The 26,276-nt window shown below is 40.5% G+C and carries 24 protein-coding genes; 18 read left to right on the top strand and 6 right to left on the bottom strand.

Going from position 1 to position 26,276, the window contains the following annotated elements; translation table 11 throughout:
- Positions 1 to 5: 5 nt before the first annotated feature.
- From phnM to KFT32_RS02930, 6 genes are all read left to right on the top strand, one after another.
- On the top strand, positions 6 to 1,187 hold the full coding sequence (phnM, locus tag KFT32_RS02955) for a phosphonate metabolism protein PhnM (RefSeq protein WP_211745642.1): 1,182 nt from the start codon (positions 6 to 8) through the stop codon (positions 1,185 to 1,187).
- Positions 1,188 to 1,212: 25 nt separating this feature from the next.
- Positions 1,213 to 1,917 carry a phosphonate C-P lyase system protein PhnL gene (locus KFT32_RS02950; protein WP_211745641.1) on the top strand — a complete coding sequence of 235 codons (705 nt, stop codon included), beginning with the start codon at positions 1,213 to 1,215 and terminating at the stop codon, positions 1,915 to 1,917.
- Between the two features lie 159 nt (positions 1,918 to 2,076).
- The gene (locus KFT32_RS02945) at positions 2,077 to 2,490 is read left to right on the top strand and encodes a pentapeptide repeat-containing protein (RefSeq protein ID WP_211745640.1); all 414 of its coding nucleotides are present in this window, start codon (positions 2,077 to 2,079) and stop codon (positions 2,488 to 2,490) included.
- A gap of 377 nt (positions 2,491 to 2,867) precedes the next feature.
- Entirely contained in the window at positions 2,868 to 4,145 is a 1,278-nt protein-coding gene (gene codB, locus KFT32_RS02940) for a cytosine permease (protein ID WP_211745639.1), read from the top strand.
- Entirely contained in the window at positions 4,114 to 5,382 is a 1,269-nt protein-coding gene (locus tag KFT32_RS02935) for a cytosine deaminase (protein ID WP_211745638.1), read from the top strand. The genes codB and KFT32_RS02935 overlap by 32 nt, the downstream gene beginning before the upstream one ends.
- Before the next feature lie 207 nt (positions 5,383 to 5,589).
- Positions 5,590 to 6,138, top strand: a complete 549-nt coding sequence (locus tag KFT32_RS02930; protein WP_211745637.1) for a 2'-5' RNA ligase family protein — start codon at positions 5,590 to 5,592, stop codon at positions 6,136 to 6,138.
- Positions 6,139 to 6,172: 34 nt separating this feature from the next.
- Here KFT32_RS02930 and KFT32_RS02925 read toward each other — a convergent pair whose 3' ends face one another.
- On the bottom strand, positions 6,173 to 7,087 hold the full coding sequence (locus KFT32_RS02925) for a LysR family transcriptional regulator (RefSeq protein ID WP_211745636.1): 915 nt from the start codon (positions 7,085 to 7,087) through the stop codon (positions 6,173 to 6,175).
- Between the two features lie 126 nt (positions 7,088 to 7,213).
- On the opposite strand from KFT32_RS02925, the gene KFT32_RS02920 reads away from it, so the two are divergent.
- Positions 7,214 to 8,284, top strand: a complete 1,071-nt coding sequence (locus tag KFT32_RS02920) for a branched-chain amino acid aminotransferase (RefSeq protein ID WP_211745995.1) — start codon at positions 7,214 to 7,216, stop codon at positions 8,282 to 8,284.
- Between the two features lie 111 nt (positions 8,285 to 8,395).
- Here the strand turns inward: KFT32_RS02920 and KFT32_RS02915 are convergent, their stop codons facing one another.
- Positions 8,396 to 9,382 carry a diaminopimelate dehydrogenase gene (locus tag KFT32_RS02915; protein ID WP_211745635.1) on the bottom strand — a complete coding sequence of 329 codons (987 nt, stop codon included), beginning with the start codon at positions 9,380 to 9,382 and terminating at the stop codon, positions 8,396 to 8,398.
- Between the two features lie 200 nt (positions 9,383 to 9,582).
- Here KFT32_RS02915 and KFT32_RS02910 point away from each other — a divergent pair, with 200 nt between their 5' ends.
- From KFT32_RS02910 to KFT32_RS02900, 3 genes are all read left to right on the top strand, one after another.
- Positions 9,583 to 10,191, top strand: coding sequence for a hypothetical protein (locus KFT32_RS02910; protein WP_211745634.1), 609 nt, complete (start codon positions 9,583 to 9,585; stop codon positions 10,189 to 10,191).
- An 80-nt stretch (positions 10,192 to 10,271) separates the two neighbouring features.
- Positions 10,272 to 11,117 (top strand): ornithine carbamoyltransferase, encoded by an 846-nt coding sequence (locus KFT32_RS02905; RefSeq protein WP_211745633.1) that lies wholly within the window; start codon positions 10,272 to 10,274, stop codon positions 11,115 to 11,117.
- A gap of 221 nt (positions 11,118 to 11,338) precedes the next feature.
- Positions 11,339 to 12,241: an SDR family oxidoreductase gene (locus KFT32_RS02900; protein ID WP_211745632.1), complete on the top strand. Its 903-nt coding sequence runs from the start codon at positions 11,339 to 11,341 to the stop codon at positions 12,239 to 12,241.
- 201 nt (positions 12,242 to 12,442) lie between these two features.
- Here KFT32_RS02900 and KFT32_RS02895 read toward each other — a convergent pair whose 3' ends face one another.
- Positions 12,443 to 13,432: a ketoacyl-ACP synthase III gene (locus KFT32_RS02895; RefSeq protein WP_211745631.1), complete on the bottom strand. Its 990-nt coding sequence runs from the start codon at positions 13,430 to 13,432 to the stop codon at positions 12,443 to 12,445.
- 20 nt (positions 13,433 to 13,452) lie between these two features.
- Positions 13,453 to 13,827 (bottom strand): hypothetical protein, encoded by a 375-nt coding sequence (locus tag KFT32_RS02890; RefSeq protein WP_211745630.1) that lies wholly within the window; start codon positions 13,825 to 13,827, stop codon positions 13,453 to 13,455.
- A 256-nt stretch (positions 13,828 to 14,083) separates the two neighbouring features.
- On the opposite strand from KFT32_RS02890, the gene KFT32_RS02885 reads away from it, so the two are divergent.
- Both KFT32_RS02885 and KFT32_RS02880 read left to right on the top strand, forming a co-directional pair.
- The gene (locus KFT32_RS02885; RefSeq protein ID WP_211745629.1) at positions 14,084 to 14,908 is read left to right on the top strand and encodes an AraC family ligand binding domain-containing protein; all 825 of its coding nucleotides are present in this window, start codon (positions 14,084 to 14,086) and stop codon (positions 14,906 to 14,908) included.
- A gap of 50 nt (positions 14,909 to 14,958) precedes the next feature.
- Complete coding sequence (locus KFT32_RS02880; protein ID WP_211745628.1) at positions 14,959 to 15,585, top strand: LysE family translocator; 627 nt, start codon at positions 14,959 to 14,961, stop codon at positions 15,583 to 15,585.
- Between the two features lie 4 nt (positions 15,586 to 15,589).
- Here KFT32_RS02880 and KFT32_RS02875 read toward each other — a convergent pair whose 3' ends face one another.
- The gene (locus KFT32_RS02875) at positions 15,590 to 16,264 is read right to left on the bottom strand and encodes a response regulator (protein ID WP_211745627.1); all 675 of its coding nucleotides are present in this window, start codon (positions 16,262 to 16,264) and stop codon (positions 15,590 to 15,592) included.
- Positions 16,257 to 17,504, bottom strand: coding sequence for a sensor histidine kinase (locus KFT32_RS27565; protein WP_211745626.1), 1,248 nt, complete (start codon positions 17,502 to 17,504; stop codon positions 16,257 to 16,259). The genes KFT32_RS02875 and KFT32_RS27565 overlap by 8 nt, the downstream gene beginning before the upstream one ends.
- Before the next feature lie 742 nt (positions 17,505 to 18,246).
- Between KFT32_RS27565 and KFT32_RS02865 the strand changes: the two genes are divergently transcribed.
- From KFT32_RS02865 to KFT32_RS02840, 6 genes are all read left to right on the top strand, one after another.
- Positions 18,247 to 18,909: a response regulator gene (locus tag KFT32_RS02865; RefSeq protein ID WP_481856300.1), complete on the top strand. Its 663-nt coding sequence runs from the start codon at positions 18,247 to 18,249 to the stop codon at positions 18,907 to 18,909.
- A 14-nt stretch (positions 18,910 to 18,923) separates the two neighbouring features.
- A complete protein-coding gene (locus KFT32_RS02860; protein ID WP_211745624.1) occupies positions 18,924 to 20,039 on the top strand; it encodes a sensor histidine kinase in 1,116 nt (371 codons plus the stop codon).
- Between the two features lie 118 nt (positions 20,040 to 20,157).
- Complete coding sequence (locus KFT32_RS02855; protein WP_211745623.1) at positions 20,158 to 21,096, top strand: ABC transporter ATP-binding protein; 939 nt, start codon at positions 20,158 to 20,160, stop codon at positions 21,094 to 21,096.
- A 14-nt stretch (positions 21,097 to 21,110) separates the two neighbouring features.
- Positions 21,111 to 22,235 (top strand): ABC transporter permease, encoded by a 1,125-nt coding sequence (locus tag KFT32_RS02850; protein WP_211745622.1) that lies wholly within the window; start codon positions 21,111 to 21,113, stop codon positions 22,233 to 22,235.
- 1 nt (position 22,236) lies between these two features.
- A complete protein-coding gene (locus tag KFT32_RS02845; RefSeq protein WP_211745621.1) occupies positions 22,237 to 23,385 on the top strand; it encodes an ABC transporter permease in 1,149 nt (382 codons plus the stop codon).
- A 264-nt stretch (positions 23,386 to 23,649) separates the two neighbouring features.
- Entirely contained in the window at positions 23,650 to 26,034 is a 2,385-nt protein-coding gene (locus KFT32_RS02840; protein WP_211745620.1) for a polyprenyl synthetase family protein, read from the top strand.
- Positions 26,035 to 26,276 lie beyond the last annotated feature (242 nt).

Raw genomic sequence — 26,276 nt, 5'->3', positions numbered from 1 at the left:
TTCTTATGTATCTGATCACAGGTGGAATCATCGTATTGGAGAAGGGGCTACTTGAGGGATATGACCTTCTGATTGTTGAGGACCGAATTGCTAACATTTCTCGAACTGGAGAACGGAATGTTGATTGTAACATCGAAGTTATCGATGCCAAGGGGGGATATGTTACTCCAGGTATGATTGATATTCATTCGGATTATATCGAGCATATGACTGCTCCACGTCCGACTTCCTTAATAAATTTTGGCCTTAGTTTACGGGAAACAGAAAAAGAGCTGCTATGTCATGGCATCACGACGATGTATCATTCATTATCCATTTTTAAGTCGGTTGATTATAAGTATCGTCCCATTCGTGAACCTGAAAATGTGCAGAAGATGCTTGAACTTATCAATCAGACCCATTATGAAAAACACTTAGTTCGTCACCGATTCCATGCACGGTTTGAGATTGATAATCTAGACCAGGTCGACAATCTGAAATCCTATATTACAGAAGATAAAGTACATCTGGTGTCCTTTATGGATCACACACCGGGTCAAGGACAATATCGTGATATGGAAATTTACAAGAAAACAGTTCGTAGTTATAACGATATCTCGGATGAAGGTATGAGTGTGATCATCGCGAATCATCAGACCAAAGAAAAACTAACAGAAGAGTCTATCAAGGAGATTGCAGACCTGGCAGCCAGCAGAGGCATTGCGATTGCTTCACATGATGATGATTCCACAGACAAGCTGGACCTTGTTGAGAGCTTTGGAGCTACGATCAGCGAGTTCCCTATTACTCTGGAAATTGCACGGGAAGCAAAGAATAGAGGGATGTTCACCATGGCAGGTGCGCCGAATGTCATTCTGGGCGGATCACATAGTGGCAATTTATCCGCATCAGAAGCGGTAGATGACGGTAGTATCGATATTTTATGTAGTGACTATTATCCGGCTGCAATGCTTCATGCTGTATTTCAATTATCTAGTATGCTCGGTAAGGAACTATCAGAGATGTTTAAACTGGTGACGTTAAATCCAGCGAAAGCCGTTCTCATAGATGATGAATTGGGTTCCATAGAGATTGGGAAAAAGGCGGATCTACTAATTATCGAACGTCTTGAACCGGATCATTTTCCAGTCATCACAACGGTTATGGTTGACGGTAAATTAATTCAGCAAACCAACTATCGAATCTAAAAAGGAAGACGAAGGAGCATATCGGATGGGAAAAAGTCTTTTGTCTATTGAAAATTTGTCCAAAACCTTTACTCTACATCATATGGATCAAAGGATTACCGCACTTCATGATGTCAACTTGCATGTGAAAGAAGGAGAGTTCGTAGGTATCACGGGGAAAAGTGGGAGTGGGAAATCCACCATTTTAAAATGCGTCTACCGTACCTACCTACCTCATGATGGGGATATTTGGTATAACTCAGAACAACTTGGCATGATCAATCTAGCTTATGCGCCCGAAAGAATAATTACTCATCTCCGCAGGTATGAAATCGGCTATGTTTCCCAGTTTTTAAGTGTGATGCCGAGAACGACAGCGAGAGAACTTGTCCGTCAAGCCGTGCTTGAAATGGGACATGATTTGGAATTTGCTGAAGATGAGACAGTCCGAATGCTGACACATTTTGAACTAGAGCGAGGCCTTTGGGACAGTTATCCTGCAACATTTTCAGGTGGAGAAAAGCTTAGACTGAATATTGCTAGAGCCATGGTCAAGCGTCCTAGGCTTTTACTTCTTGACGAGCCAACAGCCAGTCTTGATCAGGCTTCGAAGGAAAAAGTGAAGATACTGATTGAACAGCTTATGAGAGAAGGAACGACGATGCTCGGTATTTTTCATGATTTGGAATTTATGGAGAGTCTCTGTAGTAGGGAGTACCGGATTAATAAGGGTGAATTTCAAGTAGTATAAAGATAATGGTAACTTTTTTATGATAAGTAGGATGATTTGAGTGCTCCTCTTCTCTTGGGATGAGGGGTTTTTTTACATTCACATAATTGGAAATAAATAGTATAATTTGTAGTGTTCATCGTAAATAAGTAATGTATTCAATACTAGGAGGCGCTATTTATGGAACAAATAGAATTAGTAAATACAACTAAAATTCTTGATGTGAAAAATGCATGTCTTGACGGTTCAAGATTCATATGTGCCGGATTAGAACGAATATACTTTGAGAATGTTTCATTCGCTGGAACTATCATTACTGATGCCAACCTAAGTAATCTAGAAATAGATGGTGCACAACTCGGAGGTGCCTACATTCATAATATCGGTATGCCTCCTGAAGGTCATCCTAACTATCATCCTGAAGCTAAGCAAAATCCGATTCGGTTTGAAAATTGCAATTTAGAAGGTAGTGAAATAACAAATTGTAATTTAACGGATCTTCAAATTAATGATTGTAATGTGGATGGAATGAAGATCAATGGTGTATTGGTATCAGAACTACTGAGAGAATATGAAAAATCTATAAATGCATAAAAGTTAGAAGAATGCTATTTATTATCCACGAAAAGTCTTACGTATCAAATGATACAGGAATTGGACTTCGGTAGAACCGTTATGACTTATTCAGGGATTGATCCAGTCTGGATAATAATTACATTGACACATTGATGATTTTCTAAAATAATAGAACCTAATTAAATACTGGTACCTTTAAATCAGTCCAGAGAGGCTGGCAAGGACAGCGGATTTTTGTAATCGGCGTGAAGTGGGGCATATTCTGTTTAGGGATGCTCTGTACCTTCGCGCGGGTTATGATGCACAAAAGAGGCTAATTGTCAGTTTAACGACGACGATTAGTCTCTTTTTTCTGCTTATTTGGTATCAGGAAACTTTGATATGGAGGTATTCTGATGAGTAAAAATGACCAAGAGTTTTCGTGGCAAGAGGTACCGAAAACGCAGAGAAACAATTTTTGGAAGACGTTATCCGTTATGTTAGGCTTCACCTTTTTTTCGGCGAGCATGCTGGCTGGGGGAGAGCTTGGCATTAGTTTAACATTTATGGAGTTCGCAGCGATTGTACTTGGAGGAAATTTGGTGCTTGGCATTTATACCGGTGCACTTGCGCATATTGCGGCAAAAACTGGATTATCCACACACCTGCTGGCAAAGTACGCTTTTGGTGAAAAAGGTTCGTATCTTCCTTCCTTTTTATTAGGATTTACGCAAGTGGGCTGGTTTGGCGTCGGGGTTGCAATGTTTGCCGTACCGGTAGCTAAAGCGATGGATTGGAATGTATACTTGTTAATTTTCATTTTTGGTCTGGCCATGACCGCTTCAGCGATCTATGGAATGAAGTCACTTGTTATTTTAGGATATATCGCGGTACCAGCCATTACGATCCTTGGCGGTTACTCCATGTTTGAAGGGGTTGACAAGCTTGGCGGTTTGCAAGGTTTGCTCGATTATACACCAACAGAGACTCTATCTGTTGCAGCTGCCTTGACGATCTGTATCGGATCATTTATTAGCGGAGGTACGCTGACACCTGACTTTGCGAGGTTCGCCCGGACTTCCAAACAAGCAGTCACTGCAACCGTCATCGCATTTTTCTTAGGTAATTCCTTGATGTTCCTGTTCGGAGCAGTCGGTGCGATGGCTTACAACTTGGCAGATATTTCGGAAGTCATGTTTCTGCAAGGGCTTATCATTCCGGCTATAATCGTTCTAGGTCTGAATATTTGGACAACGAATGATAACGCACTTTATGCTTCAGGTTTAGGCTTTGCGAACATTACCAAGATATCCAAGAAATTTTTCGTCGTCTTGAATGGCGTAATTGGTACTGTATTTGCGATGTGGATGTATAACAATTTCGTTAGCTTTCTTAATGTACTCGGTGCGGCAGTCCCATCCATTGGCGCGATCATCATAGCTGATTATTTCTTCATCAAACGGAGAAATTATCAAACGTTCTCCAGCATGACATTTAAAAAGATTAATTGGATGGCAATCCTTGCCTGGGCGATCGGGGTTGCTTTTGCACAGCTGGCTCCGGGTATTACACCACTTAATGCGCTCCTCGGTACAGCCGTTGTTTATGTCGTGCTAATGGGAGTTTTTTCTACAAAAATATCCAAAGAAAAGGTGATAACAAATGATAATACAAAATGCAAAATTGCGGGGTAAAGAAGGTCTATGGAATATTGTCGTGAAAGAAGGAAAGTTTGAGAAGATTACGCAGGAGCTCGAAGCAAACACAAATGATGAGATCATTAACGTGAATGGTTCACTAGTGTTGCCTCCATTCATAGAGCCGCATATCCACTTAGACACCACCTTAACGGCAGGTGAGCCGGAATGGAACTTGAGCGGGACACTTTTTGAAGGAATCCAGCGCTGGTCAGAGCGAAAAGCGTTTTTGACACATGAAGATGTTAAAACTCGTTCCAAAACAGCTCTAAAATGGCAAATAGCCCAAGGTATTCAACATGTCCGTACCCATGTGGACGTCACAGATCCAAGCTTAACTGCAGTCAAAGCCATGCTTGAAGTGAAGGAAGAATTGGCACCTTATGTCGATATTCAACTTGTTGCTTTCCCGCAGGAAGGTATTCTCTCCTATCCGAACGGAGCCGAGCTGTTGGAAGAATCGCTGAAGATGGGCGTTGATGTGGTCGGCGGGATTCCGCATTTCGAATTCACAAGAGAATACGGCGTGGAGTCGATGAAAATCGCGTTTGACCTCGCGGAAAAATATGACCGTCTCATCGATATCCATTGTGACGAAATCGACGATGAACAGTCTCGTTTTGTTGAAGTTGTTGCCAAAGAAGCCTATGAACGGGGACTCGGCGCGCGCACGACAGCCAGCCATACTACGGCTATGGGATCTTATAATGATGCGTACACTTATAAATTATTCAGATTGTTAAAAATGGCTGATCTGAACTTCGTATCCAATCCGCTGGTGAACATTCACCTTCAAGGACGTTTTGATACGTATCCGAAACGAAGAGGGTTGACTCGTGTGAAAGAGCTGCAGGAAGCGGGCCTTAACATCTGCTTTGGTCATGACGATATCTTTGATCCATGGTACCCGCTGGGTACAGGAAATATGCTGCAAGTGCTTCATATGGGGATTCATGCTTCGCAGCTCTTGGGCTACGATCAAATCGTGAATTCCATTGACCTCATCACGAAAAACAGTGCAAGAACACTACACATTGAAGATCAATATGGCATCGAAGAAGGGAATCCTGCAAACTTCATCGTTCTCGCAGCAGAGAATGAATATGAGGCAATCCGCAAACAGGCAGCGGTCCTTTATTCCTTTAGAGCCGGCAAAAAAATCGCAGAAACGAAGCCACAGGAGACTTCCATCGTTCTGGGTGACGGTCCGGAGAAGGTCAACTTTAATAAGTAATTGAACAGAATATACAATGCAAAAAACCTGTATGGACCGATCCGGTTCCGTACAGGTTTTTTATTTCATATTTCGATCCTCCGCAAGAATAATAAGATTAATTGGAGGAAGTTAACTAACTAAGAGGGAAAATATAAAGAGCATCAAGAAAATCGTAAAGGGTAGACCGTAATAGATTTAATGATTACAAAATAATGGAGTGAGGGCATGTACGGAGTTGTTATTCATTTTGATGTTGAAACAGAAGCGTATATGAAGCAGTTATGGGTGGAACTTAGTGTTGGGGGTATCTCAAAGTACGCTGAGGAAGTGAGTGAGAGAAGGCCGCATATTACATTGGCTAGTTATAACGAGTTACATAGTAAGGAATTGATTGATACATTTGAAGCAGTTTACAGGAATATACCCAAATTTGAAATGAAACTAAGTACGTTAGGAATGTTTGTTAATACAGGTACTTTATTTATCGCTCCTACACCGACACAAGAGTTAATTACTTTTCATAATGTTCACCATCATAAATTTATAATGTATGAGGAAAGTTCAAATCCTCTTTATAAACCAAACAACTGGATCCCTCATTGTACTATAGCAAATAGGTTGACCCAAGAGAAACTCTTAGAAGCAATCCATTATTGTAATACAAGAATACAAGAGCTTACAGTAATAATAGATGAAGTATCTATTATTAAGCCCGAGTACATGAATAATAAATGCGTTAGCGCACCAGTAATTGTTAGTAGAAGACTAGTATAAATGAAGAAAGTGAACCGATGTTCCAAGAGAGAAATCAGGAAGAGAGAGGGGTTAGGTCTTCTTCAATAAACATATCGATAAAATGACGAGCACTTTTAGATAGATAGCGATCTTTTAACCAAATGATCCCTACATCGGACTCGGAATCAATGTCAGCAATAGGCAGCATTTTGATCACAGATAATGGAAATGAGGCCATAACGGATTTTGGAAGAATGGTTGCTCCAATACCTGATGCCACAAGCGCAATGATGATCGCCACGCTGGAACATTCACAAATGACGGTTGGCTCGAAGCCATGACGTCTGCATTCACTCATCACCCGGTTATGCATAGCAGTCGTCTCATCTGTTTTTAAAGTTAGAAATGGGATGTCCGCGAGCTCATGTAATTTGATCGATTCATGAGATGAAGCTAGGCTCCAATCCCTTGGAAGAATAGCGACAAAGGGATCAGATGGCAGAGGAAGAATGGAATATGAATTGGATTCGGAAGCAGCTTCAAAAGGAAGTCTGGCTACGATGAGTTCAATATTCCTTTTCTCCAATTGCTTTCCAAGTAGAAAATGATCACCTTCTCGAATTTTAAAAGTCACATCGGGGTAGAGCTCACGGAATCTCCCGATTTTTGGGGGCAGTAGGGAAATACAAGATACAACGGAACCGATGGAAAGTACACCGAGCACACCTTCATCTACTTCTTTCACTTCCTGTATCGTTTCATGAAATTGCTGAACAAGCACTTCCGCTTTTTGTCGTAAAATTTCTCCCGCATGTGTCAGTTTTAATTTATGTCCACTTCGATCAAATAACGTGACATTTAGCTCCTGCTCCATCTGCTTCAGTTGACGGCTGAGTGGTGGTTGTTCCATGTTTAATACTTTAGCCGCACGTGTGATCTGTCCTTCATTCGCTATGGCTAGAAAGTAACGAAGCTGTCGAATATCCATCGTTTTGACCCCCAACAAACATACTCAAAAGGTATATTTATGCTATAAAAAAGATATTTTCAATATACTTCAAGAGGTGCTACAATTCAACACAAATAAGAACACGGGGAAGGTATGGTGTTAATGATGGCTTATTCTATTAAAACCCAGCTCACGGATGCTAAAAAACAGAAACCAGCTGCAGATGAGCTAGGTTTTGGAAAGTACTATACAGATCACATGTTTATGATGGATTACAATGGGGAGGAACAGGGTTGGGAAAATCCGCGGATTATACCGTATCAGCCCATCTCACTGGATCCTGCGGCAAAGGTATTTCATTATGGTCAAACTGTATTTGAAGGGCTGAAAGCGTATCGTACAGCAGATCAAAGAATCCTTCTTTTCCGGCCGCAGAAAAATTTCAAACGGCTCAATTTATCTAACGAACGCATAGACATTCCACCGATTGACGAGAGTTTTGTGCTTCAAGCATTGAAGGAGCTAATTCAAATCGATCAGGACTGGATTCCTACTGAAAAAGGAACATCTTTATATATTCGTCCTTTCATCATAGCAACGGAACCTTCTCTTGGCGCGTCAACATCAACTCACCATCAATTTATTATCATTTTATCTCCTGTCGGATCTTATTACCCGGAAGGTATTCATCCTGTGAAAATCTATGTAGAATCTGAATATGTTCGAGCCGTAAAAGGCGGAATCGGAATGGCAAAAACAGCAGGGAATTATGCTGCTGGATTAAAAGCGCAAGCGGATGTGTCTGCACAAGGTTTTGCACAGGTATTATGGCTTGATGGCGTTCACCGAAAATACATAGAAGAAGTCGGAAGCATGAATGTCTTCTTTAAGGTGGGTGGAAAGGTAATAACTCCAGCTTTGAATGGGAGTATTTTGGATGGGGTCGTTCGGAATTCAATACTTCAATTACTAAAGCTATGGAATATTCCTACTGAAGAACGGATGATATCCATCGATGAATTGTATGAGGCCTATCTTAGCGGTACATTGGAAGAGGCATTCGGTACAGGAACGGCAGCCGTGATTTCCCCAATTGGCGAACTACACTGGCAGGATAAGAAGTTAGTTATTAACGGTGGGGATACAGGGGAATTGTCAGCTAAGTTATATGATACATTGACAGGAATTCAGAATGGCGAGAAGAGTGATGTGCTCGAGTGGATGGTTGAGGTTTAACAAAAATAACGTATTAAAATACAACGAACCACTTAACTATGAATATTCTCAGCTGTGACTTTAACAAAAAGAACTTTCATCCGTAGATGAAAGTTCTTTTTGTATGCGATCTTATAACAATTCACGGCGAAGGTCTGCCGCTGATTTTGGAGACAGGTAGGAAAATGGAATATCCAGAACCGTTTTTGCTCCTTTTTGTCCTTCATTGCTCAGACGGTATGCAGCTCTTGCATAAGCTACAAGTACACTAGCTGTGAACTCAGGATTGCTTTCAAGCTTCAAACTGAATTCGATAATTTGTTTTGTACCTTTTCCAGTAACACCACTGCGAATAACAAATCCACCGTGAGGCATGCCTTGATGCTCAGCTTTTAATTGCTCTTCAGTAATGAAATGAACAGTCGTGTTGTAATCTGCGAAATAGTTCGGCATCGACACGATCGTTTCTCTAATCGCTTCTTGATCCGCACCTTCTTCAGCTACAACGAAACATTCACGAAGATGCTTATCTCTTGTTTCAAGTTCCGGCGTTTCTCCTGAACGGATACTTTCAATCACTTCTTCAACAGGTACTGTGTATTGTACACCTGCTTTTACACCTGGAACGCGGCGAATTGCATCGGAGTGACCTTGACTTACGCCTTTGCCCCAAAACGTAAAGTCCTTACCTTCTGGAAGAATAGATTCAGCAAGCAAACGGTTCAAAGAAAACAGACCTGGATCCCATCCAGTAGAGATGACACTTAGATTGTTTCCTTTCGCTGCTGCTTCGTTAACTGCATCGAAGAACTCAGGGATTTTTGCATGTGTGTCAAAACTGTCTACCGTATTAAACATACTTGCGATTGCAGGTGTTTGTTCAGGTAGATCCGTTGCAGATCCTCCGCACAGAATCATGACATCAATCTTGCCTTTATACTGCTCAACCGTAGAAATATGTTCGAACTTCGCAACGCCATTAGTTGATGTCAGTTGTTCTGGTTGACGGCGAGTAAAGATGGCTACAAGCTCCATGTCTGGATTTTGTTCAATCGCGAGTTCTACACCGCGGCCAAGATTACCGTATCCTACGATACCAATTTGAATAGTTTTACTCAAGAAAAAGTCCTCCTCTAGTTGAAAATAGCAAACACATAGTTATAAGTATAGAGATCTCACATCAATTGTAAACTAAAAGATTCTATAATCATACTTTAACATGAATTTAGCTATAAATAAAAATGCATAAATACGATGTAAAGCAAATATTTCCATGGTATATTAGATAACTATCCTTAAAGAAACGAAAGGTGAGAATAGTGAAGAATAAAATCAAACCAGCAATCTATTATATTATCATTGTAGCGCTGGCACTATCTACGGTACTGTCATATTACCAATACAAGAAGTATAGCGATGCCGAAAACCAAACCTATTATTCACTCACGAATAGAATAATGGAGCTTGGAATAAAAGGACCGTTCTATTCAATTAAGTTAACTAAAGAGGATATGAACAAGAATTCGATGCCACTGGATGCAATGAAAGATCGTCTACGTTCGATTGCTGCGGATATGTACGTTGCAGAACATTCTTCCGCAGTAGCCGCGAATCATTGGAGGATTACAACGAAAAATAAAAATGAGTATGATTCTTTTTCCCAAGTATCCGATTTTTTTGGGACTGTGAAAACGAACATCATGGATATTGTTCAAACAGAAAATGATATCAGTGCATACACAAAAGTTATCGATGATTTAGAAGGCGTATTTGGCTATCTACATGAAAATATGGACGAAGGCGTTATAGAAAAAGGGGATTTTTATGAAGTGAAACAGCATTGGAAGGAGCTAATGACAGGAATTCATGAACAGTATTCCAACTCGAGAATAATTAAGACTTATTTTCAAAAGCACTATGAATTTTAATACGTAGATCCATGAAATATAGGTTGCCACAATATTTATGAATATAAATTCATTCCGAGTCCTGAAAGTAGGGTGGATACATGAACTTATTGGATGTAAAAGATCTTTCAGCTATACAGATAACAGACATTTTTAATTTAGCAGATCGATTGATAGGTGAAAATCATAAACAATCTTTGGCTGGAAAAACCTTTATCTTATTCTTTCCTGAATCTAGTCTTAGAACGAGAATTACTTTTGAGAAAGGCATAAAAGAATTGGGCGGGGAATGTATCTTATTCCCTCCAGAAACCTTGGATAAAAGGGAAGAGTTAAGAGATGTGATTAAATATATATCCAATTGGGCTGACTGCATGATTGTTAGACATTCAGATTTTTCAAAGTTGCAAGAATTGTGTAGACACTCGGATATACCTGTCATCAATGCGATGACATCTGATAATCATCCATGTGAGATTTTATCCGATCTATATTCGATCAGTAAAAGAAGAGAACACTTTAAAGAGCTAGTGTATACTTTTGTTGGTCCACCGGGGAATATCTTCAAATCATGGATGCATGTTTCACGCGTACTCAATCTCAATTTTAATCATGTCTGCACAAGTGATTATCAAATAGGTGAGAATACCCGCAACTATCAATTTCACACTAATCTTGAACGTATTTTAATGGACAGTGATGTGATTTTGACCGACTCGTTACCAAAGGAGTTACGAACGACTGAATATATAGATAAATATCAAATCAGCTTAGCCAGAATGAAATTAACGAAACGAAACGCAATGTTAAATCCATGTCCTCCTTTTTTTCGGGGCGAGGAGGTTCATGAAGACGTGATTGCTTCGGATTATTTTGTTGGATATGAGTTTAAGAAGAATTTGCTCTATGTCCAACAAGCCATTGTATTATATTGTCTTCTGGACTAACGAGATTTAACGAAACCGCGTAAAACGCGGTTTTTTTTGGTTTAAGGTAATGCAGAGCATAGTTGCTTCAAACAAATCGGGAGAATTGAAATTCATTAATGTTTATAGAACCTACTATTCAGCTACCTAGTTTAAATTTCTTCGATCACGGTTACAAAGAGAAGAGTTAAAACTTTAATGAAAAATGTAACCTTACACATATGAATTAAGGAGGAATTAGCATGTCAGATCAAGATCAATATAAGATGCAAGATCCAACGACACAATATCCGAAGGCGACATCGGATTGGAAGCAGAAACAACCGGAACCTGGTTTACAGAAGGAAATGCACCCCGTACCGGATGCGGGAGAGACAAGCTATCGCGGAACCGGGCGTTTGAACGGCCGTAAAGCAGTGGTTACCGGAGCAGATAGTGGAATTGGACGAGCTGCAGCCATTGCATTTGCTCGTGAAGGAGCTGATGTAGTTCTGTCTTATTTGCCAGAGGAAGAGGCCGATGCCAAGGAAGTGGTCAAGTTGATCGAAGAAGCAGGGCGTAAAGCCATTGCGATTCCTGGCGACTTGAAAGACGAGCAATACTGTGAACAACTGATATCGACTGCAGTAGAAAAACTGGGCGGAATCGATATTCTAGCTAATGTAGCCGGTAAACAGCAATACGTTGAGGATATTGCAGATCTCACGACAGAACAATTCGATGCTACATTTAAGACGAATGTATATTCCTTGTTCTGGCTTTGCAAAGCGGCTGTAAAACACATGAAACCGGGTAGTTCGATCATCAACACGTCTTCGATCCAAGCCTATAAACCGTCGCCTATTTTACTGGATTATGCTACGACGAAATCTTCGGTCAATACCTTTAGTAAGGCTCTTGCACAGCAGGTAGCAGGGAAAGGAATCCGAGTGAACGTTGTTGCTCCAGGTCCCGTATGGACACCACTTCAAGTCGTAGGTGGGCAGCCGACGGAAAAACTGGCAGACTTCGGTGGAAATACGCCACTTGGCCGTCCAGGACAGCCTGCGGAAATGGCTCCGGCATATGTCTTCTTAGCGAGTCAAGAATCAAGCTATGTTACGGGTGAGACTATCAATGCGAATGGCGGTACGCCAACGCCTTAAACATATCAAGATATATATTTAAGAGGGGCTAATCTCCATTCATGGAAATTAGCCCCTCTTTTTAATGAGTGGATCGAGATTTCGGAAGAATATATAACCAGTTGACCGCTCAATAGAGACATGACCTTTTTAAGAGCTGATTCATATTTCTAATATGTAAGTCTTCAAAACATAAGGCCTTAATAGCTAAAGATCGTTGATCTAATATTCATAAATAGAAGCGATCAATTGCATACCCGCACCCACAGACCAAAGAATGATAAGATCCCCACGTCTAAGAGAACCCTCTTCAATCGCTTCATTCAATGCAATTATTGGGCTGCTAGGTCCAGTATAACCGTACTGATCGCCTATAAACTTAAATTTATCCATACTAATAGAGAGCTCGTGACTTAATAATTTCAGAGATTTGATAGAAAACTGAGACATGTAAAAACTCTTAATGTCATCAAGTGTATATCCATTAGATTCTACGAGATTTCTAATTCCTTGAACAGTTGGAGGGATCGAATGGCTATCTGCATTAAAACCAGTCCAGTCTACATAAAAATCCTTTTTGTCTTGAATCGATGAAATACCGCCCTTTGGAAACAAAATATAGTCAATGGGAGCCGTATTTATGTAATGCCATGAATCAATGTAGCCACCCGATTCACTTGTTACTTCTAAGAGAATCGCAGCAGCAGCATCACCAAAATTACCATGTGGGACTTCATCTTCTTCTCTAGTATATCGTGAAATATGATCAGCACCGACAACAAGAGCACGTTTCACCCCTTTTGTCTGCCGAAGGTAATTAACGGCTTGCTCCATAGCTAGTAACATCCCAACACAAGTTCCATTCACATCGATAGCGGCTGAGTTATGTCCCATACCGATTTCCTTATGTAGGATAAGCGCGTTTGTAGGCATTAAATACTCCGGAGTTTGAGTGGCAAAATACAAAATGTCAATATCGGTTGGTTGGAGATCCGCTGTTTCTAAAACCTTACGAGAAGCGTTAATTGCCATTGTAATATTATTTTCTTTATTAGGCTCTTTGATAATATACCGATCTTTACGACCCATCACATTTTCAAAAAAATGCCGTACATCTTTTCCTTGCTTCTCATACATATCAATGTAACTCTGATTGTTCACCTTATGATCTGGATGATACACTGCGGTAGATAAAATTCTAATGTTTTTCAATGAAGTATTCCTCCTATTTATCAATCAACAACGATGATTTCCATATCAGGCAATCCAGATTTTCGCGATAATCTACCGAGTTGGCTTTTTACAAGTCCTGCAGAAGTAGTAAGTGTTTTACTTTTTTTATCTGGTTCAACGATCATTTTGTATGACTTGAATTCACACTGCTTGTACTCGCTAAATGCTGCTTCAAGGCTGGGTAGAGATTCAGCGTCTGCAATATTAAGCCCTATACATTTACATTCAAAATCATAACTACTTGTGATCATGTTGCTTGTTTTCGTACGGAATTCAGATACAAAATTATTTCCTTCTTCATAACTAAACTTACCCGTCACTTCAATATTTACTTTCTTTTGAACTGAGTCCACTTTAATCAAATATTTTCCCATGTTGGTGCTCCTTTTCAAAAATATAGTATTTTTATTTTATCGGTTAGAAGGATTAATTTATTGATATTTATGGATATGATTCCTTCTTTTACATGAATTTTAGCAAAGAGTGGAGGGGATTATTATATTCCTTTGTTCTTACGACCAAGAGGACTTATTGTGCACATTGGGGTATTCCGTGAGCAATATCATACAAGAAAAACGTTATCATTCATGATATTGTATAGTTGTCATTACTGAATAGGAGGATAGCAAGATGTCTAATGAAATCCGAACCATTTATCTTGATTCTGATTTAGATATAGAGGCTTATCGATTCAAGGGGATCATGCAAAAGTTTCCTGCCCATTTTCATGAATATTATGTGATTGGCTTCATTGAAAAAGGGCAGCGTTATCTTATCTGTAAAGGAGAAGAATATATTATTAATCCTGGAGATTTAATATTGTTCAATCCTTATGAGACTCACAGTTGCGAACAGATTGATGGCAAGGCATTAGATTATCGATGCTTTAATGTAGAGCCAGAAGTTATGCAAAAGATTGTTCTTGAAATGATTGGTAACAAGAGTCTTCCACACTTTAATCAAAGCGTAATATACCAAACCGAGCTAGTAACAAAATTAAGAGAGGTACATATGAAAGTTTCACAGAATGAAGCTAACGATGAGTTTGAGAAGGAGGAACTCTTTTTATCTTTCATGGAAGAGCTTATTGGGAACCATTCTGATCTTACAATCGATCCACAAGCGCCTGAAACATCTCATGAAATCCGTGCAGTGACTCACTATTTAGAGGAAAACTATACAAAATCAATTACACTTCATGATTTAAGTGAACTTACGGGATGGAGCAAGTATCACTTACTAAGATCATTCACGAAACAAAGGGGCATATCTCCATATTGCTACTTGGAAACCATTCGGGTAAACCATGCGAAAAAACTATTAGAACAAGGTTTAAAGCCTATTGATGTCACTTATTTAACAGGATTTAGTGATCAAAGTCATCTGACTAAATTTTTCAAAAGACAGATTGGGCTAACTCCCAAACAATACATGAAAATCTACCAATACGCTTAAAGGTCTAAAAAAGCTTGCAACTAATGAGCTAATATAATGAGGAGAAAAAAATGGATAACATACTTGCTTATATATTGATGGCTTTAATGATGTCAATGTTGCCAGGGACAGATACGGTGCTGATTATGAAAAATACATTAATGCACGGAGCGAAGGCAGGACGTTATACGATACTCGGAATGGCGACAGGTCTTACTTTTTGGACTATTGTCGTCGTGCTTGGGTTGTCCGTAGTCATTGCACAATCCGTATTTCTATTTAATGCAATAAAATATGTGGGAGCTGCATATCTGATTTACATAGGTATAAGAATGTTTATTAATAAAAGTTCATTTTCAGACGTTCAAGTGATCAGTGAGCATTCTAGTGAAAAATTAACTCATCATCGTTACAAAGAGTCCTATTTACAGGGAGCCGTTAGTAATATTCTTAACCCGAAAACTGTTTTGGTCTACATTACTTTTATGCCACAATTCATTGATCTGAATGGGAACACGAATCAACAACTGGTCGTATTAGGAGTCATTCTCACATTAATAGCAGTCGGATGGTTTTTAACCTTGGTTTATCTATTACATCATGTGAGGAAATGGATGGAGAGACCTATATTTCAAAAAGCTTTTCAAAAAACGACAGGAGTTATGTTAATTGGGTTTGGAGTGAAGACGGCCAACTAACGAATTATAATACAATCCTATTTCGAATGGCATAGACGACGGCTTGTGTTCGATCTTCTGCATCCATTTTTTGCAAAATACGATGGACGTGTGTTTTTACCGTACTTTCACCAATGTGTAGCTTTGCAGCAATTTCTTCATTACGTAGTCCGTACGCCATTTGTTGAAGAACTTCGAGTTCCCGCTCGGTGAAGGATGCAAGTAATGGAATGTCAGGGAGTGACTTTTCCGAATCCGTAGGAACAGGCGAGGATCGAATTGTTTTGGCTATCACTTTGGCAGCAATGGCCGTTCGGTAAATGGCTTCACCGCGGTGGGCAGCCCGAATCGCATCGAGTAGTTCATCTGGAGTAGCATCTTTAAGCAAATACCCCACCGCACCAGCTCGAATGCCTTCGTACACATATTCTTCGGTATCAAAAGTAGTTAAAATGACGACTTTGATATCTGGATGTTTCGCTAATATTTTATGGGTTGCTTCGATTCCTGTGCATTCCGGCATTTGGACATCCATCAACATAACTTGGGGCAGCTTGTCATTGGCTAATTGAATCGCTTCAAGGCCATTGTTTGCTTCTCCTACAAGCTCCATGTCCAATTGCGCTTTAATAATATAACTAAACCCATGGCGTATCAAATGTTGATCATCAACGATCGCGAGTCTTATAGGATTATCCACTCATGTTCTCCCTCTCCGTAACATTGCTTCTAAGCGGCAGTCTTATAGTAAGCATCATGCCATGTGGGTATATTGGATGGAATTCAAATGTACCTTGAAGTCGTTCACAACGTGTTTTCATTCCGTTCATTCCAAAACCAGGTCGAACAATGTCTTGCGCATTAAACTTCCCGTCATCGCTGATTGTCATAACAATGTCCGTATCGACCTCTTGAATAGAAACAAGAACTCTGGAAGCTTCCGCATGCCGAATTACATTTGTCAGTGCTTCTTGCAAAATCCGATAGAGTGCTTCGGATAGGTAATGTTCCCAAAGAGTTAAGGTACTGGAGCTTGTAAATTTTATTGGAAGTCCGCTTTGCTCCTGAACTTGTTTTACAAGGCTTTTTAGAGCGATGATGCCTGAATCCGTGCCATCCTCTGCCATCTCATGGACAACTTTCCGAACATCTTTCAGACAATTGCGCGCCACTTCGAGCACACTACGGACAGTCGCATCTGCTTCATCAGAGTTGGCTTTGATGACATAAGGTAAGGCTTGAAGCTGTACAATGACAGAGGTAAGTCCATGACCAATACTGTCGTGAATATCTCTAGCAATCCGAGATCTTTCTTCGAGAACAGCGAACCTAAGAGAATCGACAGTTGCTTCCTCTAATTTAAGATGAGCCTCTTGAAGTTCGACATGAGCTTGTTCAAGTTCTGCATGAACGATGCTCAGTTGTTGATAATGAAGTTTACTTAGCGCAGTTGCTTCATTTTTGATTCGAAAAGCCCACATCATCACAAAAATTCCGATGTAATTACTTGCTACAAGTAAGATGGATTCAAGTGAACCGGGTTCGGTTGTCAAATCAATGATCAGGTAAGTAAGAATCACAACTGCAGCTGTAACATAAGATGCGTTACGTGGTAGTGTTAGTGCGATTACACCGATGAGTATATATACCATAGATACGGTAGTTTCTCGCATTTCGAACGCCGTCCATGAAAAAATAGCCAGACCCCATAATACGAGAATATAAATATTCCTTTTCATAGGGGTCCACCTTCGTTTTTTTGGAACCCAGAACATGGCCATAAATCCTACGAATAGTATACTCCATAGTAAGAACGGAATCGTCGCAGCTTCCGGCATGGTTTCGATAAACAGGTAGATCGAAATTAGGTTCAAAAAGATATAACCAAAGCGCTGCTTAAGAAATGAAACACCTTTGTTCATCATATGTTTAAATGACATAAAACACACTTTCTACCCAAGAGCTAGGCTAGTTTATTGGTGGCTGATTGAAATTGTTTGTATTTCAAATATACATAATAACGTCGTACACAAACACTTACTAATGGAATCATTAACATATCATTTCCTAATGATACCAGATGTTGTTCTGCTCCCCAATACCCTATTAATGCACGCACGAGGATAATAAATATGAAAAGAATGACTCCTTCGATTGGAGTTTGTGATGTTATCTTTCGAGTTGTAGGGTGGATGCGTATTCTCTCGAGTTTGCCTCTCCATATCCCAACGAATATGCCGATGATAGTACAAGCAATTAGAATTACCACATTTAGTGAAGTCATGGTAAACGTTTGGGCGATTCCTGCCCCGATGACTAGTATTAATATAGCAGGTAGGATCCACATGCGATTTGGGCGCACCGTTCTTTCTCGTGCTAACATGAATACGGAGATAATCACGATAATGATGTAATTTAACATTTTATTTTCCCTCGCTTCGTCTTATTGATCTCAGTATACGAGGAATAAGTCAAAGAAAAGTCCACCTGAAAGTTGATTTATAAGGGAGACGTGTAAACCTTTAGATGGAATCAAATTGGGCTAGACAGCATGGAAGGAATCGAATTACTATTAAAGCTGGATATGATACATTGTACATATGTAACCTTATGTGATGGGGGATAGATCGTTTGAAAATTAAAGTGTTGATCGCAGACGACAATTCATTTATACGAGAAGGTATGAAGATTATTTTAAACAGTTTCGACGATTTTGATGTGGTAGGTACAGTGGCGGATGGGGAAGAGGCTGTTCATTTTTGCAAAAGCAACGATGTAGATATCGCACTGCTCGACGTGCGTATGCCGAACATGAACGGAGTCGAGGCAACGCGAGTGTTAACGGAACAGACTCGTGTCAAACCACTCATCCTCACGACTTTCGATGATGATGAGTTTGTTCTGGAAGCTGTCAAATCGGGAGCATGTGGCTATTTGCTGAAAAATAATGATCCTGAACGTATTCGTGACGCCATTAAGAGTGTCTATAACAACCATTATGTGCTGCAGGATGTTGTGCTCGACAAGATCAAATCGAATCTTATAGCAGACCTGGATGCTACGAATACCGAGGTATTGCCTTCCACAATACCCATTGCTGAACCATCTCTGCCAGCCCGAGAAGGAGATAAAATTGATCGGAGTTTATTTACGGCACGTGAACTCGATGTGATGGGACTAATTGCCAAAGGATATTCAAATAAAGAAATCGCCAAAAAGTTGTTTATTTCCGAAGGAACGGTGGCCAATTATATCACTTCAGTGTTGAATAAAACGGGACTCGAACATCGTACTCAGATTGCAATTTATTATTTGACAGGCGAGACCAGAATGTCGGATGAATAGGAGATTATTGGGCTATGGAACTTTTAAAGATCAAAAATAAAGCTGTAGTCCTTGGGTACGTAATTACCGCTTCTTTTCTGGCCAATTCCACTTCATCAGCGAGCTCCTGGCTTGTGCTTTCTTACTTGATCTATATTAGTATGAATATTGCCATTCCTATATTTAAAAAACCAAAACCAAAGCAGTTGCTAATCATATTATCAGCTGTTTTTGTCTTTGTGATTGTAATCCGTTTGGACCCATTATTTATACTTCTTTTACCAATCAACGTTTATGAACTGGTGTCTTTATATTCGAAGAGTAAGCTGCTCACTTTACTATGTATGTTGCTGCCGCTTCCTTTCGTTCCTCACAGTCTGATCCCCCTTTATCTTCTGAGTGTCTTACTGAGTTATCTGTTATGCATGTCAGTCTACGCACTCCATGACAAGAATGAGAGGCATGAAATTGAAACAGAGAAAATGCGAGAAGATTTGCAGCGGTTAACCCAATCGTTGAACGAAAATAAGGAATACTCACGTCAGTCGGAATATATGATCAAGTTGGAGGAACGAAACCGTCTGTCTCAGCAAATTCATGATGATATTGGGCATTCGATGGCGGGTGGCCTCATTCAGATGGAAGCGTCACGCCGTTTACTAGATACAGACCGTGAGAAAGCTTCAGAACTGCTTAGCAACGCTATCGCTATTTCCAAAGAAGGACTGGAAAGGATCAGGCTTACGCTTAAAGATTTGAAGCCGCCACAGGAGGAAATGGGTATTAATCGGCTCCGCCTACTCATAGACGAACTGTCGGCCAAAGAGTCTGTGACCGCGACGTTGACCTATAATGGGGATCTAGACGTCATTACACCGATCCAATGGAAAATTATGCAACAGAATGCAACCGAAGCGGTAACGAATGCGCTCAAGTATGCGAAAGCTACCGGCATCCATATCGAAGTCCAGGTGCTGAATAAATTCATTAAATCCGTAGTTATGGACAATGGGATTGGGGAGATGAAGGTGGTGAAGGGCCTTGGTATTCTCGGCATGGAAGAAAGGGCAGCTTCTTTAGGCGGTACGGTGATAGTTGATGGAACGAAAGGCTTTAGTGTAACGACACTTTTACCTTACGAGAGTCGGTGAATATTGTCATATCTAAAAAAGTGAAGATTCTCATAGACAGAGGATGAACTTATGCACTGACATAAGGGCATCCTTTTTTATTACAATACGGACATAAAGATGTATAGGAGTGATTCGGATGAACAATGTACTTGAAATGAACAACTTGACCAAAAAATTCGGTGATTTCATCGCGGTAGATCATATGTCGCTCAATGTACGTGAAGGAGAGATTTTTGGGTTCCTTGGAGCGAATGGAGCCGGCAAAAGTACAACGATCAATATGATTGCGTCTCTTTTGCGCAGCACAAAGGGTGAAATCAATCTGCTGGGCAAAAATATAACGAAGAATGTTCGATTCGCAAAAATGAATACCGGAATCGTGCCTCAGGATATCGCAATCTACGAGGATATGACCGCTTATGAAAATGTTAGTTTTTTTGCAGGCTTGTATGGTCTGAGAGGGAAGCTACTAAAAGAACGGACAGAAGAAGCACTCGAATTCGTAGGGCTTGGTGAAAAACACAAGAGCTTTCCTAAAAACTTTTCTGGTGGTATGAAACGTCGACTGAATATCGCGTGCGCCATCGCTCATCGGCCTAAATTGATTATCATGGATGAACCTACGGTTGGAATCGACCCACAGTCCCGGAATTATATTTTGAACTCGGTACGGAAGCTGAACGAGATGGGTTGCACGATCATCTATACGAGTCATTACATGGAAGAAGTCGAGGAAATATGTACGCGAATTGCAATCGTAGATCACGGTAAAATCATTGCTGAAGGAACGAAAGAGCAGCTTAAAGCCATTATTACGGATTCAAAGGAAATATGGATTGGCATCAAATCCGCTGATTTGCTCCAGCTTGATCAACTAAAATTAATCCAAGGTGTGACTTCGGTACGTCATGAAGAACACATGTTGAAGATAATGTCTAAATCGGAGATTAACAATCTGAACCGAATCATACAGCAGCTGATTATGAATCAGGTGGAAATAAGATCGATCGAAGAACAAGCGCCGAATCTGGAGACCGTGTTCCTGACCTTAACTGGCAGAAACTTGAGAGATTAAGGAGGGACAGCACCATGAATATATCGAAAATTGCTTTTAAAGAGATTAGATCAAGCCTCCGTAATACGAGAACCTTTCTGTTAATGCTTGCATTCCCCATTATTCTAATGCTGATTCTCGGCACCGCGTTATCGAGTGCTTTTACGAGTGGAGTTAAGGTTGGTGATATGCGGTTGTTAGTAAACAGTACGATGACCAACTCACAACTGAGTACCTCATGGCATGGTTTTGCTCAGGTCCTTGAGCAGGAAGGTGTCGAAATCGTGCAAATGAATGAAGGTATCGACGGGCAAGAGGAGGTTCGTACCGATCGATATACCGCTTATGTGGAACTCAGCGACAGTGGTATTAAGTTCTACGGAAGTAGTAAGAACACAATTGAAAGCAACATTATCCAAGGCATACTTACCATATTTGCTGACCGTTATTCACTCACTACTGCTGCCATTCAGGCAGATCCTGAGATAGCTCAGTCGATCGCCATTAGCGCTAGGCCTAGTGGTGAGTTCATCAACGAAACCACACTGAATCGGGATAAACAACCGGGGTCACTTGACTATTACGCTATCGCAATGACAACAATGATCGCTCTATACTCCGTAACTTCTGCCAGTTATTTATTCCGCGGAGAACGCACTCGAAATACCGCCATCCGGTTGATGGCTGCACCGATTTATAAAAGTGATATTTTTATTGGAAAAATAATTGGTTGTACTTTCATCAACCTGTTATGTGTACTTGTTGTTTTATTGTTCAGTAAATTTGTATTCGGTGCAGATTGGGGCACTCATTATGGCTTGATCTTTCTAGTGCTGCTGACAGAGGTACTACTCGCAGTCAGTCTTGGACTCGGCCTAAGTTTCCTATTCACAGGGGAAGGATCTCGGGCTGTCGTCATGATCTTTACGCAAGTAGCATCTTTCATTGGAGGTGCATACTTTCCGATCGGCGATACGGAAGGATTTATGAGCTTTCTCACTAACTTGTCACCGCTACGCTGGGCAAATACAGCGTTGACTCAGATTATTTATGCAGATAACTTGGCAGCTGCTTGGCCTGCCATCGGATTGAATTCCGGCTTCGCTGCTATTTTTTTAATCATTACTGTCATCTTCATGCGTAAACGGGAGGCGTTATAATATGAAGGAAATGGTATGGCTTATCCGTAAAACGTTAGCGGGAACGTTCCGCAGCAAAAGAAACTGGTTCATTTATCTTGGATTGCCGATCATCGGTGTACTGATATCCATGTTTCTATACAGTAATAATAGCTCAGGTGCACTTCACATCGGTATTGTTAATAAGGATGGAAACCAGACGATCACAAAGGATACCATTCGGTTCTTGGAAGGGCTAAACCATATGGAAGTAATCGTTACGGACGAAGAAACGCTCAGCAGTGATATCGCGGCAGGAAAACTGGACAGCGGGATCGTTATTGATCCAGGATTTGGTGCCAGTGTGAGGGAAGGAAGACCGGATCACATCAATATCATCTCCGTGAAAGGTGCTCAGGTGACCACCTATGTGAAATCGATGCTTCAAAGCTATATTGCTAATGTTGCCGTGATCGGGAAAGAATCGCAAGGCGATGATGCTCTTTTTAACAAGATTTATGCCGCCTACACGCAGCAGAGTTACCAATTGTCAGCGGAAACGCTAAAGGATACTTCGAACACGAAGACGATGACCTATCAATCGATTGGGTTCCTTGTTATGTTCATGATGTTCTCTGCCGTGAATATGTCGGAGATGATCTTGAAAGAGAAAGAGAATCGCACTTTCCTACGCCTGTTGTCTTCACCCGTATCTGCAAGAACGTATGTATTATCGAATGTAGTAGTCAACGGGATGATCATGCTGCTGCAAATCGTTATCACACTAGTCGTGATGAAGAATGTTTTTCATATCGACTCAGGTATCTCATATGGACAGATGATTATCTCGCTGCTCTTGTTCGCACTAACAGCCATCTCACTCTCTCTGATGCTCGTTGCCTTCGCCAAGAGCACCTCGGGTGCTGGAGCCATGCAGAATCTGATTATCACTCCGACATGTTTACTCGCAGGTTGTTTCTTTCCAATGGATATTATGCCAGACACAATTCGTAAAATTTCGAGTTTTACACCACAGCATTGGCTGCTCGATATGATAAATAAGCTCCAGCAAGGGCAGGAACTCGGCAGTCTTTACCTCAATATGGTGATTCTTATCGCCTTCGCCACAGTTTTTGCGCTCATCGCGATCTATCGATTCGGACGCAATAATGACATTAGACAGTTTGTGTAATGGGAATTTTGACTACTATAAAGCAAGGAATCCGGGCCGTCCTTCACCGAGAAGGACGGCTCGTTTTTTTATGGTCAGAATTTCAAGTCAGAATGAATGACGATTTCGTAACCAAACCGATTTTTGTTCGTATTAATGATATAAATATGATCCGAGCTAGGGATCGCGACATGAAAAAAGATTCATTTGATGTCCATGGAGAACACTCTTCCTGACCTAATGAAGACATAACTAACAATAATAGAAGTTGAGGTAATCCATTTTATGAATGTAGAAGTAGCGAATCAAGCGGATACGTGGTATCAGCGAGCAGAGCAGAAGGCGGCTCAGTATTTTGAATCCCTATATGTACAAGTTAAAGAAAAGACGTATGTATCTAATCTGACAGAAGACCTTCAATTGTGGAAAAGAGACCATGTTCATCATCATTTCCTGCTATCCTTTTTATCACGCAGTAAAAGAAAGCCTGATTCACAAGATTACCATAGATATACGCAGTGGCTTAGTTATACGGGGAAATTAGATGATTACTTGGATCGTAGTGTTTCATATATGTATATGAGGGATCTAGGGAAATCTCTTGACTCTCCACATACAAAAATAAGAATTCAGCGCCTAATAGCTGACATTAAAAATACGCTTTTGAATCCCACTTCAGCCGCAAGGGGCGAGCAACCTGAGTTTATCAGCTTTGCTGCATTATATCGATGGTCACAGAAAGAAGGAGTAGAGAGCGCAACCATTTGGGTGATTAATAAACTGAAGAGCGTATCCTCTCATATTCCTAAAGAAATGAATGCAGAGCAAGCACAGCGTAAACTGATCAAAATCATTATTGGAGTAGTTCTTCATGTAATGGAAGAAATGGACGATGATATTTCTCCTGTGGAACGTGCCAGAAGGCTTGATGAAGCCATCAGATTAGGTTATTCCTATGGATTAACCTATCCTTATATAGACGATCTACTCGATTCCGGTGTATTAGATACGAAGGAGAAAGAACAATATTCTCAAATGATACGTACCGCACTTCTCACGGGAACTGTACCGGCAATGGGGGAGTGGACTGGGAAAAATGTCGATATGATTCAATATGTTCACGCCGAGCTTCAAGAAGCTTTTGAGTATATCAAAAATTATCAGCGTCCAGAAACGCAGAACACTTTTCTTGAACAATCTTACGTGTTTTTTCATTCACAGGATAGAGACCGCGTAAAGGAATTATCGAATTCGGAATACACCAACGAGGAGCTTTACCTGCCCATTATTATCAAATCCTCTTCATCCAGATTGATTGTCAGATCTGTGATTAGTGCTCCAATGGATGAAGGATTTGATAATCGAACTTTCTATTATGGTATCTATAATCAGCTTGCTGATGATTTTGCGGATATGTTTGATGATATGAGAGATGGAGCGGTAACGCCTTATACCTATTATTTAAAATATCGTGATCAGAGGCCTGATCTGATTAATCCTTTTGAGATGTACTGGGCCGTCATTTCTAATTTAATTCATAATGTGTACAATTCCGATGCCAAGACTCGTGAAGTAATCCTTGATCGAGCCATCAATGGTCTAAAACGTTGTCAACAACGCTTAGGTACGAAAAAATACAATGAAATCATGGGGGTTTTCACCTCAGGTATTCCAGAGTTCAATCGGGTGATTCAGCATATGGTTCGGAAAGCAGAAGATGTGGATTTCTTCGATAAATTGCTTCGAGATCAGATGCTGAACGTGATGAAAACCGAGCGAAAAGAAAAGGAACACTTTGCCGAGGTTATAAAAACGGCTCAACAGGAGATCAACAGCATACTGCAGATTCCTAAACCTGAAGACATATCACCGATGAAAGAGCCGCTAATTGATGCTGCTAACTACAGTCTCCAAGGAGGAGGTAAGCGTCTACGGCCAGTAATGGCTTGGGTCATGAGTGTAAAAGAATATGGATTGCATCGTTCTGCCATCGCGCCTCTACTACGTTCTCTAGAATATATGCATACCGCATCGTTGATCTTCGATGATCTGCCAACGCAGGATAATGCATCGACCCGAAGAGGACGCCCAACTTTGCATGAGGTGCATAATAGTGCTACGGCTGAATTAACCGGACTCTATCTCATCCAGAAAGCTACGCAAGAGCAATCAACTCTTAAAGGGTTTGATCCTACATCTGTTCTTGCTTTGATGCAATATTCTTCTCAGAAAGCAGGAGAAATGTGCATGGGTCAGGCGATGGATTTGCATTCCAAGGGGAAAGCATTAACACTGGAACAATTGAATATGATTTGTTTCTATAAAACTGGGATTGCCTTTGAAGCTTCTCTTGTTATGCCAGCCATTCTCGCGGGGGTAATGGATCAGGAGATTGCGACTTTGAAGAAATATGCTTATCATGCAGGTATTGCTTTTCAGATTAAGGATGATTTGCTTGATTTGGAAGGAGATTTGCAATTACTCGGGAAACCGACGGGCAAAGATACGCTAAATAACAATTCGACTTTTGTCACCCTTCTGGGTTCGGAAGGTGCTAACAAAGCGATGTGGGATCACTACTGTCTAGCCATGGAAGCGTTGAGTGAGATGCCACGCAATAGTGCTTTTCTGAAACATATATTGAATTACATCATTAATCGAGATCATTAGAATGCTCGCCAAACTCACTATATGAATAAAAAGTGTTGGTATTATCCAACACTTTTTATTTGAAGTTTTGTTAAAAGGACTTCTCTTTGGTTTAGATTTAGATTATTCCTTGTTACTTGAATATAGATATTGCCTGGAGAATTTCGTGGAAATAATTCGCCCATGTGAGCGTCGTTTTTCTCCGCTGCTTATTCTCTTCTGCATCTAATCTTGTTTTTGCTTCTTGATGATAACTACTTCTA

This window comes from Paenibacillus sp. Marseille-Q4541, from assembly GCF_018310695.1.
Lineage (GTDB): Bacteria > Bacillota > Bacilli > Paenibacillales > Paenibacillaceae > Paenibacillus.
Note: the sequence above shows the minus strand (reverse complement) of the source record. Positions and strands in the feature narration are given on the sequence as shown.